16 protein-coding genes and 1 other RNA gene are annotated in these 12,182 nt (G+C 42.2%); 11 read left to right on the top strand and 6 right to left on the bottom strand.

Annotation, left to right across the window (positions count from 1 at the left end; translation table 11 throughout):
- The first annotated feature begins 67 nt into the window (after positions 1-67).
- Genes Q9R21_RS00350 through lpxA form a run of 4 tightly spaced genes read left to right on the top strand, consistent with a single transcriptional unit; the run spans position 68 to position 2,915 of the window.
- Positions 68-565 (top strand): OmpH family outer membrane protein, encoded by a 498-nt coding sequence (locus Q9R21_RS00350; RefSeq protein ID WP_005266609.1) that lies wholly within the window; start codon positions 68-70, stop codon positions 563-565.
- 3 nt (positions 566-568) lie between these two features.
- A complete protein-coding gene (gene lpxD / locus Q9R21_RS00345; protein ID WP_195724816.1) occupies positions 569-1,639 on the top strand; it encodes a UDP-3-O-(3-hydroxymyristoyl)glucosamine N-acyltransferase in 1,071 nt (356 codons plus the stop codon).
- Positions 1,640-1,644: 5 nt separating this feature from the next.
- The gene (fabZ, locus tag Q9R21_RS00340; protein WP_404976552.1) at positions 1,645-2,130 is read left to right on the top strand and encodes a 3-hydroxyacyl-ACP dehydratase FabZ; all 486 of its coding nucleotides are present in this window, start codon (positions 1,645-1,647) and stop codon (positions 2,128-2,130) included.
- A complete protein-coding gene (gene lpxA, locus Q9R21_RS00335; protein WP_247143552.1) occupies positions 2,127-2,915 on the top strand; it encodes an acyl-ACP--UDP-N-acetylglucosamine O-acyltransferase in 789 nt (262 codons plus the stop codon). The genes fabZ and lpxA overlap by 4 nt, the downstream gene beginning before the upstream one ends.
- Before the next feature lie 60 nt (positions 2,916-2,975).
- Here lpxA and Q9R21_RS00330 read toward each other — a convergent pair whose 3' ends face one another.
- Positions 2,976-3,773: a YbgF trimerization domain-containing protein gene (locus Q9R21_RS00330; protein WP_311203471.1), complete on the bottom strand. Its 798-nt coding sequence runs from the start codon at positions 3,771-3,773 to the stop codon at positions 2,976-2,978.
- 294 nt (positions 3,774-4,067) lie between these two features.
- Between Q9R21_RS00330 and ffs the strand changes: the two genes are divergently transcribed.
- Positions 4,068-4,164, top strand: an RNA gene (gene ffs, locus Q9R21_RS00325) — signal recognition particle sRNA small type.
- A 212-nt stretch (positions 4,165-4,376) separates the two neighbouring features.
- Here the strand turns inward: ffs and Q9R21_RS00320 are convergent.
- From Q9R21_RS00320 to Q9R21_RS00305, 4 genes are all read right to left on the bottom strand, one after another.
- Positions 4,377-4,994, bottom strand: a complete 618-nt coding sequence (locus Q9R21_RS00320; RefSeq protein ID WP_311203470.1) for a regulatory protein RecX — start codon at positions 4,992-4,994, stop codon at positions 4,377-4,379.
- Between the two features lie 91 nt (positions 4,995-5,085).
- Positions 5,086-6,129: a recombinase RecA gene (recA, locus tag Q9R21_RS00315; RefSeq protein WP_004279873.1), complete on the bottom strand. Its 1,044-nt coding sequence runs from the start codon at positions 6,127-6,129 to the stop codon at positions 5,086-5,088.
- A gap of 145 nt (positions 6,130-6,274) precedes the next feature.
- Entirely contained in the window at positions 6,275-6,715 is a 441-nt protein-coding gene (locus Q9R21_RS00310; protein ID WP_004646726.1) for an RNA-binding S4 domain-containing protein, read from the bottom strand.
- Positions 6,708-7,394, bottom strand: a complete 687-nt coding sequence (locus tag Q9R21_RS00305) for an HAD-IA family hydrolase (RefSeq protein ID WP_311203469.1) — start codon at positions 7,392-7,394, stop codon at positions 6,708-6,710. The genes Q9R21_RS00310 and Q9R21_RS00305 overlap by 8 nt, the downstream gene beginning before the upstream one ends.
- A 13-nt stretch (positions 7,395-7,407) precedes the next feature.
- Here Q9R21_RS00305 and Q9R21_RS00300 point away from each other — a divergent pair, with 13 nt between their 5' ends.
- From Q9R21_RS00300 to Q9R21_RS00290, 3 genes are all read left to right on the top strand, one after another.
- The gene (locus Q9R21_RS00300; RefSeq protein ID WP_005246616.1) at positions 7,408-8,259 is read left to right on the top strand and encodes a 3'(2'),5'-bisphosphate nucleotidase CysQ; all 852 of its coding nucleotides are present in this window, start codon (positions 7,408-7,410) and stop codon (positions 8,257-8,259) included.
- 62 nt (positions 8,260-8,321) lie between these two features.
- Positions 8,322-9,062 carry a phosphoglycerate mutase family protein gene (locus tag Q9R21_RS00295; RefSeq protein ID WP_311203468.1) on the top strand — a complete coding sequence of 247 codons (741 nt, stop codon included), beginning with the start codon at positions 8,322-8,324 and terminating at the stop codon, positions 9,060-9,062.
- Between the two features lie 238 nt (positions 9,063-9,300).
- Positions 9,301-9,426, top strand: coding sequence for a hypothetical protein (locus tag Q9R21_RS00290; RefSeq protein WP_004646731.1), 126 nt, complete (start codon positions 9,301-9,303; stop codon positions 9,424-9,426).
- 161 nt (positions 9,427-9,587) lie between these two features.
- Here Q9R21_RS00290 and rpsT read toward each other — a convergent pair whose 3' ends face one another.
- Positions 9,588-9,857 carry a 30S ribosomal protein S20 gene (rpsT, locus tag Q9R21_RS00285; RefSeq protein ID WP_004279868.1) on the bottom strand — a complete coding sequence of 90 codons (270 nt, stop codon included), beginning with the start codon at positions 9,855-9,857 and terminating at the stop codon, positions 9,588-9,590.
- Positions 9,858-10,071: 214 nt separating this feature from the next.
- Between rpsT and Q9R21_RS00280 the strand changes: the two genes are divergently transcribed.
- The 3 genes from Q9R21_RS00280 to Q9R21_RS00270 all read left to right on the top strand — a co-directional run bounded on the left by Q9R21_RS00280 (position 10,072) and on the right by Q9R21_RS00270 (position 12,159).
- Complete coding sequence (locus Q9R21_RS00280; RefSeq protein WP_311203467.1) at positions 10,072-10,737, top strand: NAD(P)H-binding protein; 666 nt, start codon at positions 10,072-10,074, stop codon at positions 10,735-10,737.
- 12 nt (positions 10,738-10,749) lie between these two features.
- Positions 10,750-11,259: a ribonuclease E activity regulator RraA gene (gene rraA / locus Q9R21_RS00275; protein WP_005096725.1), complete on the top strand. Its 510-nt coding sequence runs from the start codon at positions 10,750-10,752 to the stop codon at positions 11,257-11,259.
- Between the two features lie 117 nt (positions 11,260-11,376).
- Positions 11,377-12,159 (top strand): glutathione S-transferase N-terminal domain-containing protein, encoded by a 783-nt coding sequence (locus Q9R21_RS00270; RefSeq protein ID WP_004646733.1) that lies wholly within the window; start codon positions 11,377-11,379, stop codon positions 12,157-12,159.
- The last annotated feature ends 23 nt before the right edge of the window (positions 12,160-12,182 follow it).

The raw sequence follows: 12,182 nt of genomic DNA, 5'->3' as shown, positions 1-12,182 counted from the left end.
TAGAAACTAAATTTTGCTCATAAAGCCTTCAGGTTTTGTGAGCAAATTTTTTTGAATGAGTAAGAATATGAAAAAAATGATGATGGCAATGAGCCTGGCTTTGGCAAGTGTTGCACCTTTAACTCAAGCGGCCAGTATGGGGATAATTGACTTGGAGCGTGTGGTTGAAGGTAGTACTTATCTGAAACAACAAAACACGGCGTTTCAGCAAAAAATTCAGCCACAAACCACCAAGATTGAGCAACTCAGCAAAGAGCTGGAAGCTTTGCAGCAACGTGCTCAATCCAATACCAAGCTCAGTGAGACTGAAAAACAGAAAATGTCTGCGCAATATCAGACTAAGCTTCAAGAATTAAATCAGTTACAACAATCTGTACAGACGAATGTTCAAAGCTCGATTCAGCAGATCCGGACTGTATTTGATGGACGTGTAAAGCAAATTGCTGAACAATTGCGTAGAGAAAACAACCTCGATGTGGTTTTAAATAAAAATTCAGCACTTGCTTATGATGCTAAATATGATTTAACTGATAAAATGATTCAAAAGGTTAATGCAATTAAATAATCAATGAATCATCAACAGCTTCAGTTAGCTGATCTCGCTCGCCTGGTTCAGGGCGAGTGCATAGGTCAGACAGATTTGCGTTTGAGCGCTTTGGCCAGTCTTGAGCAAGCGACCTCACAAGATCTTGCATTTGTAAATGCCGATAAATATGTAGAGCAGGCCAATCAAAGTCAGGCAGGTGCTTTAATTGTCACGGCTGAACTAAAACAACAGATAACTTCACATCAAAACTTTATTGTTGTGGCAAATCCCTATCTGGCTTTTGCGATTCTGACGCATGTATTTGAGAAAAAACATCGCCAGCGCGGCATTGAAAGTACTGCCCAAATTCACCCGTCGGCAGTGATTGCGGACGATGCTTATATTGGTCATTATGTGGTGATTGGTGAGCATTGTGTCGTGGGTGCGAATACGATTGTTCAGGCGCATGTGCAGATCGATGATGATGTCGAGATCGGTCAGGACTGTTTTATTGACTCACATGTGACCCTCACCGGCGCAGCAAAAATTGGTAATCGGGTGCGTATTCATGCCAATAGCGTGATTGGCAGCGAAGGGTTTGGTTTTGCGCCTTATCAAGGGAAATGGCACCGTATTGCGCAATTAGGTTCTGTACGCATTGAGGATGATGTACGTATTGGGTCAAATTGTAGCGTAGACCGTGGTGCACTGGATGATACGATTTTGCAACAGGGTGTGATCATTGATAATCTTGTGCAAATCGCGCATAACGTTAAAATTGGTGCACATACCGCGATTGCTGCAAAAACTGCCGTTGCAGGAAGTGTTTCAATTGGCAAAAACTGTATCATTGGTGGTGCCTCTGCGATTTCTGGACACTTGAATATTGCCGATAATGTGACGTTGACCGGAATGTCAATGGTGACAAATAATATTTCTGAAGCTGGAAAATATTCATCGGGGATTGGTCTGTTTGAAAACCAGAAATGGAAACGTACTGTGGTTCGCCTCAGACAATTAGCAGATGTGCCATTGACCCAGGTGATCAAACGACTAGATCATATGCAATCTCAGATTGAGTCCATTGAATCAACATTTAAGTTGCGTAAATAATTATGATGACAGAGTCGAATTTGCTTACATTCACGAAGCCTGAATTGCCAATGAATATTCAAAAGATTCGTGAATATTTGCCCCATCGCTATCCATTCTTATTGGTTGATCGCGTTGTCGAAATTACCGATAATGGCATTGTTGGTTATAAAAACGTCTCAATTAATGAAGAGTTTTTACAAGGCCATTTTCCGAATTATCCAATTATGCCGGGTGTGCTGATTGTTGAAGCGCTGGCACAAATCTCTGGAATTCTGGGTTTTGTGATGAATAACGAAGTGCCAAGTGAAGGTTCTTTGTTCCTGTTTGCTGGTGCGGAAAAAGTTAGATTTAAAAAACAGGTGGTTGCAGGTGACCAATTGGTTTTAAAATCTGAATTAGTGATGCAAAAGCGGGGCATTTACAAATATAATTGTATTGCCACTGTAGATGGCGTCGTCGCAACAACCGCGGAAATTATGGTTTCGCATCAAAAAGTCGAGCAGGCATGAGCAATAATCCCCTTATTCATCCAACTGCCATTATTGACCCGTCAGCAGTCATTGCTGCTGATGTAGAAATTGGCCCATATTGTATTATCGGGCCAAATGTCACTATTGGTGCGGGTAGCAAACTTCATTCACACGTGGTGGTGGGTGGCTATACGCGTATAGGTGAATATAATGAAATTTTCCAGTTCGCCAGTGTAGGCGAGGTATGTCAGGATCTTAAGTATGCCGGTGAAGAAACCTGGCTTGAGATTGGCGATCACAACAAGATTCGTGAGCATTGCAGTCTGCATCGTGGCACGGTTCAGGACCAGAGCCTGACCAAGATTGGTAGTCATAACCTGCTCATGGTCAATACTCATATTGCACATGACTGTATGGTCGGGGATTATAATATCTTTGCCAATAACGTCGGTGTGGCTGGACATGTGCATGTCGGGGACTACGTTGTCATTGGCGGAAACTCAGGCATTCATCAGTTCTGTAAGATTGATTCTTATAGCATGATTGGTGGGGCATCCCTGATTCTGAAAGATGTACCGGCCTATGTCATGGTTTCAGGTAATCCTGCGCATGCATTTGCCATGAATATTGAAGGTATGCGTCGTAAAGGCTGGTCAAAGACAGTAATCAGCGGTTTACGTGATGCCTTTAAACTGATTTATAAATCAGGTTTAACGACTCAGGAAGCAATCGAGCAGATCCGTACAGGAATTTTGCCGGAAGTGACTGAGGTGCAGCGTCTAATCGATTCTCTTGAACAGTCGAAGCGTGGTATTGTGCGCTAAAAGTTTAAGATAATAAAAAAGACACCCTATGGTGTCTTTTCTATTTTGGGAATTTCTATTTTACTTAAGAAATTTTATTTCCTCAGCTTTCGGATAATTCTTCAATAGCTTTGTTTTGTATTGCGATGCAAGCGTAGTATTCTTTTCAACATCTTTGCTGATGTTATAAAGCTGATACAGGGCAGTGGAGGCTTTCGCAGAATTTGGATAGCGATCAACGACAATCAGATAATTACGTTTCGCTTCAGCAAATTTTGGTGGGTCAATCGCCAGATTGAATTCCGCTAACCAGAAATAAGCATTGCTGATATAAACGCTATTCGGATTGTTTTTAATAAAGTTTTGCATCGGTGCAATGGCTTTGGCTGCACCGCCATTTTTATAAGCATCTAAAGCCACGGTATAAGCTGCTTTTTCAAGATCAGCAGGTTGCTGTCCGCTGCTTGCTGTATTGACCTTATTTGTGTTTAGGCTGGGTGCAGTATCCTGTGGGTTTTCCTCCGTTGGATTGTCCTCAGCAGGTTCAATTTTTTGTTGCAATAGTTCAAGGCGCTGATCAAGATCGGCATAACGATTGGTCAGTTCATTCTTGAGCCGTTCAATCTCATTTTCCTGTTCTTCCATTTTACCGCGCAAAATCCGCAGGTCATTTTCGAGTTGCTGGTTCTTTTGCATGATTTGCCAGCTGGTATTGGTTTGAACTGCTGGAGTTGCACCAGCCGCAATTGCTGCTGGGGTATTTACTGTGGTTTGATTCGTAGCTTGACTCAAGCCACGCGATTCAATCGGAATATTGGCAAATAGAGGCGTGGTAAAGAGTGCTGTCACTGCACACAATACGGTCTTTTTAAACATCATAAAATTTCCATAATTCTTTGTGAGATGCGGATCCGCTGCTCATCTTTTCAAAGTAGATCATTCATATACATTGCACACATTAAAAACGGCATTTTTAGAAAATGCAACAAGGTTTTACAAAGATCATGTGAATCTGAGTGTTGATGGATTGATTGTGAAGATCCCTTAAAAATCAGCAGAAATATCAATATTGTTTTTAAAATAATCAAACGGATAGCTTGAGGGATTATTTTGCGGAACAAGGCTTGCAACTTGATTAAAAATCTCTATACTCTGTTTTTGTAATGGTAGCCCTGCTGGTTACTTCGCAATTGTACTCTATGAACCCCGCCAGGACCGGAAGGTAGCAACGGTAATAGAACTATGATGTGCCGGAGCTTTGCTGGTAGGGTTGCCACCATATTCTTATTATAATAACAATGCGAATTCGCAGTTTTCTATTCTCAAATATCATTCCTTTTTCAATGTCATCAAACAGCACTATCTTATTATTTTAATGATTCAGATCATTATTATTTTATGTCGTGCTTTATTTTGCAGCTAATATTGGATAAATAACCAATATACTTATACGTGCATTAAGACTTTCAAAGAAGATAAGAATTAATCTTCTGCTTTACGGTTAATCGCCTTGATAATCGCATCCATTTCAAAACCACGATACATTAGAAAACGGATCTGTTTGGCTTTGAGCTTCAGGTCTTCACTGACCTCAGTCCCATATTTTTTGACTTTTAGTTCATAGGCTTGTTGAACCCAGTCGGTTTCTTTGAGTTCTTCTGAAATCAGGGCAGCATCAATCTTTTTGCTCTTGAGTTTCATTTTAATTTGATTGGGACCTTTGCCTTTACGCTTTTGACTCGACAACATGGTTTCCGCCACACGCTGATCACTTTGATAGTTCTCACGGGACAGCTCTTCCACTAAGGTAATGACTTCATCACGATGCTCTGCATAAAGGCTTAATTTCTCGATCAGTTCGGCTTTGGAATATTCCTTGCGCGTCAGTACGGCAAAGGCATAAGAACGTAAGCGTGAGCCTGTCAGTCCCGGTTTCTTCTCATCCTGAGTTGGGGTAGAGGAAAACAAACGTTCTTCAGGATCAAATTCAGGAGCGTCTTGGATCGCACTTTTTGCAGGTTGAGCTTGATCTTCAGTATCACCAAATTGCTGTTTTAAAGTTTCATAATCGAGCAGTTTGCTGAATTTCGCGTCTGACATGATTCTCTCGGATTTTAGATTCCCTATATAATAACAAAACGCCCCGGAGGGCGCTGTGTATTGACGTTTAAAGATGATGCATCTAATAAGATCATGCATCTAAAAAGTCAGGTTCTTCCTTGCTATCGTCTTCTTCAACAACCACTGCTTTAGTCAGAAGCTGGTCACGAATCAGTTTTTCAATCGTCTGAGCCATTTCTTTATGCTCTTCCAGATAACGGATGGTGTTGTTCTTACCCTGGCCAATTTTGTCGCCTTGATAAGAATACCACGCACCAGCTTTCTGCACGATTTCTTGCTGTACAGCAAGGTCGATCAATTCACCTAGATGGTTAACACCTTTGCCATAAAGAATCTGGAATAAAGCTTCTTTAAACGGAGGCGCCATTTTGTTTTTCACGACTTTGACTTTGGTTTCAGAACCAACAATCTCGTCACCTTCTTTCACTTGGCCGATACGACGGATGTCCAAGCGAACAGAGGCATAGAATTTCAGTGCGTTACCACCAGTTGTGGTTTCAGGGCTACCAAACATGACACCAATCTTCATACGAATCTGGTTAATGAAGATCACCATACAGTTGGAACGCTTGGCATTACCAGTAATTTTACGCAGTGCCTGGCTCATTAAACGGGCTTGCAGACCCATATGCGAGTCACCCATTTCGCCTTCAATTTCAGCGCGCGGAGTCAATGCAGCAACAGAGTCGACAACGATCATGTCGATCGCGCCAGAGCGTACCAGCATGTCTGCGATTTCAAGTGCCTGTTCACCGTGATCCGGTTGCGATACCAGCAGGTTGTCAATATCTACGCCCAGTTTGCGCGCATATTGAGGATCAAGTGCATGTTCCGCATCGATGAATGCACACGTACCGCCTGCTTTCTGACACTCTGCAATTGCTTGCAGGGTCATTGTGGTTTTACCTGAAGATTCAGGACCATAGATCTCGACGATACGACCTTTAGGTAAACCACCAATACCGAGTGCAATATCCAGCGTTAAAGAGCCTGTAGACACAGCTTCAACTGCCTGAACGGTATTGTCACCAAGACGCATAACTGTATTTTTACCAAACTGTTTTTCAATCTGGCTTAAGGCAGCGTTGAGCGCCTTGTTTTTATTCTCATCCATCTTACAACCTCAATACGATGTCACTAAGTTAGTACTCAAGTGGATGTCTTAAATTAGAGCTTTGTTCCACAGGTGTATAGTGACAGAATTTTCCCTAGTGTTCTATAAAAGTCAGCGCATGTACGACATATTCTGACGCTTAAATTTAATCGTCATTATAGGACCATGACTGATCGAAATTCTGACTATTTTCATTTTTAAATCTACTGATATCACGACGATCCTTCTTGCTTGGACGATGATCGGGACGAGCTAGATTATGCAACTTTCTTTGTGATGTAATCAATTCCCGGCGTGCAATACTGACTTCGGTTTCTTCATACAGTTTTTGTGCCACGGGTGCAGGTCCACGAACATCAGAAAGTTCCTTAACCAGCACGGTTTTTTTGTCGATGCCTTGCTGAATCGTCAGTTCCATACCAACACGGACTTCGCGCGATACCTTGACACGTTCACCATTGTGATGGACTTTGCCACCTTCAATCGCATGTTTGGCAATCGAGCGGGTTTTAAAAAACCGTGCTGCCCACAGCCATTTGTCTATACGCATGCCTACCGCATCTTCGGGTAAAGACGATTTACGCATATTTTTTTTCTACCTCAGCCTGATTTAAATGAGTGATTAAATCTGTTAATTGGTGCAGCATCGGGTAATTACAAGTCTGGCGTGCTACTTTGGCTGAAGAGGGTTGCTGGATGCTGAACAGGTTCTGAATGCCATAGGTTTGGGCCCCATTCAGGACTTTTTCAGTATCATCAATAAAATAAGCATGTGCAGGATCAAATGGATGCAACGCATTCAGGCCTTGCCAGAATTCGACAAATTCTTTGGCATGCCCAATCGTTTCTGAGCTGACGATGACATCGAAATAATCTCTTAAATTCAAGTGATCCAGTTTAAAGGCTAGACCTGCGCAGTCAGCATTGGTGGCCAGCCAGATTGGATAACCATTATTTTTAAGATAATCGAGCAATTCGAGACAATGAGGGCGCAAGGCGACTTTATCTTTATGTTCAATTTGCATCGCCAGAACATCGACTTCGACTTTAGCCGTCCAGAAGCGTGAAGAGTACCAGTTTAAGGTATGATTATGTTCCTGATAGAATGCATAGAGTGTCGCCTGGCTGTGTTCCAGGCTACAGCCATGTGTGGCAGCATAACGCACAGGCAATAACTCGTTCCAGATGAAATCATCGTAGGCAAGATCAAGTAAAGTGCCATCCATATCGAAAATTATGGTAGGTTTTTCAGAGCATTTTGACATATTTAGGTTTTCTATGTTTAAAGCAACAGCAGCACCACAAGATCCAATGATTTTGCAGTTTGTGCCCATTTTGACACAAGCCTGTGAAATTTTGCGAGAAGAATATCAGCGTTATTGTTCTGGTGCAGCTTTTGATGTCATCAAAAAAAATGATAATTCTCCGGTGACTCAGGCAGATTTTCGGGTCAATACTTATCTGACCCAGGCTTTGGCAGAGATTTCCAGCTTGCCTTTACTGTCTGAAGAAGGACAGGAACATGAACGCCGCTCATGGTCAGAATTCTGGTTACTGGATCCGCTAGATGGTACCAAGGAATTTCTGCACCAGCGCCCCGAATTTACCATTAATTTGAGTCTGGTCAGAGGCAGTTTGACCACTTTTGCCATATTGGCGGTTCCGGAGCAGCAACTGATTTATTTCTGTCCTGAGCAGGGCTTGCCTTATAAATATGATATCCAAAAGATGACATGGTTTGCTTATGAAATGCTTGAAACTACTAAAATGATTGCTGTGGGATTGAGCCAAAGTAGCCAGCAGAAACCGAAATATACCGAGTATTTGCAAAGTCTGGCTAAGCTCACTGACTACACCGAATTTAAAGCGGGCAGCGCTTATAAATTTTGCATGATGCTGGAAGATCAGGTAGACATCTATCCACGTTTTCATCCGACCTCGGAATGGGATACCAGCGCTGGTCAATGTATGCTCGAACGGATTGGGGGTGGTCTGGTTGATTTAGAAGGTCGTCCATTTATTTATAATCATCGGGATACCTTGCTGAACGGTGGATTCATTGCTTATAAAAATAATGATATGAAAATTATTGCATTGCAGGCAGTGTCTGACATGCAGGCCGAGCATTGAGCAAAATTCTGAGCGTGTTATAGTGGTGCTTAACCTATTACCAATCCAGAGTTGGCTGTAACGTGTCCCTGAAACTGCTTCCACCGAGTATGTTGAGTGCAATTGATTTATTGCCTGATGTACAAACGCCTGTCACCTTATTCACACGGCATTCGATTCGTGAGGAGGTTCCGGGGCAGGGTTTGGCAGGCTATGATCTGCAACTGACCAAGCAGGGGCGGGATCTGGCGCAGGAATGGGGTGCTTATCTGGCTGATCAAACCGATCGTGTGATTCATCACTGTATTTCAAGTCCGATTCAGCGTTGTATTGATACCGCTGCATTGATGATTGAGGGGGCAGATGCGGTTACCCCTGAGCAGAATACCCATCGTATTGAAATTATTGAACAGGGACTTCTAGTGGAGCCTGGCAGCTTTGTGCTGGATATTCAAAAAGCAGGGCCTTATTTTGCCAAGCAAGGTGCGCTCGGTTTTATTAACAGTTTTGTCAATAATGCCTTGCCGGGGATGAAACAGCCGATTCATGGCGTAGTGGATGTACTAGAACTGATTTACAACACCCATCCACAAAATAAATATGGGCTAAGTTTGGCCGTTAGCCACGACACCATTTTGGCAGCGATGATTGCGGTGATGTCAGGGCGTCAGGATGTCAGTCGGGAAGACTGGCCAAAAATGATGGAAGGTCTGTTTGTCTGGTTTGAGGGTGATGTATTCCTGGAATCCAAACTGAAATGGATCTGGCGCGGTCAGGTACATGAACTGGATATTGCCGATTTTAAACGTTCCCAACTTTCTTAAATGAAAATATTCTTTCAAAACTCAATTGTTCGCAGCAGTTGAGTTTTTTATTGGGGAGTTAGGAATTATGAAGATGGTGTGGCCTTTCATATTGACCATTCAATAAAAGTCAGTCTAAAACGATAAAAATAAATTTTAAACTGCACCTTTTTACATTTATAGGGTGAAAATTCAATAATGTAAGTATAAAAATTATCTATGCTTAATAAATATAGAAATATTCATCTTGAGGAAAATTATGAAAGTTATCACAATTTTTAGCCTGATCGCGATTTTGGGTTTAACCGCATGTCAAAAGCGGGACACTGACAATACGAAACAGGATAAAACCACTTCGCCATCCTCTATGGATAAAGATCAATAATCTAAAAGAGAGGGAGATTCAGGTTTTTATCTCACAGTATCGCATTGACTGGATGAGTGCTGTCTAAACAAATTATTTTTCTGAATGAGTCATTATATTTTTTAGTTTCTTCAAATTCCAGACACAAAAAAAGCCCTAAAAAGGGCTTTTTTCATTTGCGATTAGTTAGAAGCTAGTGCTTTAACTTGCGCGTTCAAGCGGCTCTTATGACGAGCTGCTTTGTTTTTATGGATGATGCCTTTGTCAGCCATACGGTCGATTACTGGAACAAGCGATTTGTACGCTTCAGTAGCAACAGCATAGTCATTAGTGCTGATAGCAGCTAATGTACGTTTAAGATAGGTACGAACCATAGAACGCAAGCTTGCGTTGTGTTTGCGTGCTTTAACGTTTTGACGAGCACGTTTTTTAGCTTGAGCAGAGTTTGCCACTCGTGCACTCCTTGAAATAGATTGGTCTGGGCGGGCTGAAACTCAACTGAAAACCAACATCAGAGGAATTATCACCAGCCCGTAAACAAGTGCCATATTTTGATTAAACTAAGCACCGAAGTCAAGTCTTGACATGCTTTGACAACATTTTAGATGCAGAAAAATTCTAAAGAAAACGTTAGATTAGTATTCCACCTAGGAGATCGTATAAAAAATGACTAAATCACTGACTCATCCCATCGTGATAGGTGCCACCGGCTTGGTGGGAAAACAACTGATAAAACGTTTGCAAGATGAGCCGACTTGCCAGCAGATTACTGCAGTGGTCAGAAAACATCAAAATGATCTGGATGCTTTGGATAAAGTTCAACAACTGGTACTGGAAGATTTCCTGATGTTGAATGATCAGGATGTCAGCAAGCATAGCCATGGTTTTAGCTGCCTGGGCAGCACCATGAAAAAAGCCGGATCCAAACAGGCATTTTATAGTATTGACTATACCATAAATGCTCACTTTGCAGAGCTGTTACAGCAAACCTCAGCCCATTATCTTTTGCTAAGCGCAATGGGTGCCGATTCCCAATCGCATTTTTACTATAATCGGGTCAAAGGTGAACTGGAAGAATATATACAAACATTGACCCTGGACAGAATCAGTTTGATTCGACCTTCATTGCTCATTGGTGAACGTCCAGAGCAGCGTTTTTTGGAAGATATCGCGCAGCAGGTTTACCACAAAGTATCGCGTTTTATTCCAGATAGTTTTGCCTATAAGCCAGTGACAGCCGATCAGGTGGCTCATACTATGGTCGAGGCCGCGCTAACTCAGACGGTAAAATTTGAAATTTATGATAATTTACGCATACAAAAAATGAAATGAGGGGAAAACACCGTGTCTACAGCAGCATTTGTCACCTGTGACTTGTTAGATGATCATCCAGAACTAGAGCTTCAGGTAGTGACACCTTGCCTGGACGGTAAATTTTTCAAGAGTTATGGGGCGCGCAAAACCTTTGGCGGTCAGATTGTGACAGTAAAATGTTTTGAAGATAACTCACGGGTCAAAGAATTATTGGCCACAGATGGAACAGGCAAGGTCTTGGTCGTAGATGGCGGTGCATCGATGCGTTGTGCCTTGATGGGTGACCTGATTGCAGAATCAGCAGTCAAAAATCACTGGAATGGTGTAATTATTTACGGTTGCGTCCGTGATGTCGATGCGATTGCTGAACTTGATCTTGGGGTGCATGCATTGGCGGCTATTCCACAAAAGAGTAATCGCAAGGGTGTGGGTGAAGTTGATATCTCTCTCTGCTTTGGTGGTGTCACGTTTAATGCTGGCGATTATGTCTATGCAGACAATAATGGTATTGTGGTGTCTAAAACAGCTTTAGTGGCTTAATCGGCTGAAATCTGCATTTCTGCATGCAAGAATAACAACAAAACTCATCTGTACCCTGAAAGACAGGATGCCTAGATTCTGTCTTTCATTCATATAAAACAAAAATAGGAAAATACTATGTTGAGTCATCAAATTAAAGTTGTACAAGCTTTGGCCTCTTCAATCGCTGAAGGTGGACGTGGGATGGTGGGTACACCGTTTCCAAATCAGCCTGAAAAAGCCTTGAAGCTCTATGAATACGAGGGTTCACCATTTTGTCGTCGGGTGCGTGAAGTCATGACCTTGCTAAATCTGGATTATGAAGTTTATCCATGTCCACGAGGGGGTACTCATTTCCGTCCTGAGGTGCAGCAATTGGGTGGAAAACTGCAATTTCCTTTTTTAGTTGATGAAAATACCGGTGATCGACTCTATGAGTCTCAGGATATTATCGATCATCTGTTCAAGCATTATGGCAAAACCGGCAAAACTCCCAAGAAATATGCTCACTATCCTAAAATTCCAGTGGCTGCAATTGCGGGAACCGTCCTCAATGGTTTACGCGGCGGAATGGTGAATCCCAAGATTAAGGATCGGCCAACACCTGAACTGTTATTAGAATTATGGGGCTTTGAGGCCAGTCCTTATACCCGAATTGTACGCGCCGTTTTGAGTGAACTGGAAGTGCCGTTTGTTTTTCATAATGTCGCTAAAGAGCGCTGGCAAGATTATGGACCGGCCAAATTGCGTTTAAAACCGGGAAAATATGAACCACTACCAGGCGGTAAGCGTGAACATTTGTTTGAAATGATGGGAAATAATATTCAGCTTCCCTATCTGGTCGATCCAAATACAGATACCAAAATGTTTGAATCGGCTGAGATTGTGAAATATTTAAAACAGCAATACGGTACTGCTTAAAGTAGACAGCTCGTATAACTTCA

Origin of the sequence: Acinetobacter sp. RG5 (assembly GCF_031844265.1) — a bacterium.
GTDB lineage: Bacteria > Pseudomonadota > Gammaproteobacteria > Pseudomonadales > Moraxellaceae > Acinetobacter.
The sequence above is the reverse complement of the archived record's forward strand: the minus strand, read 5'-3'. Positions and strand labels throughout refer to the sequence as shown.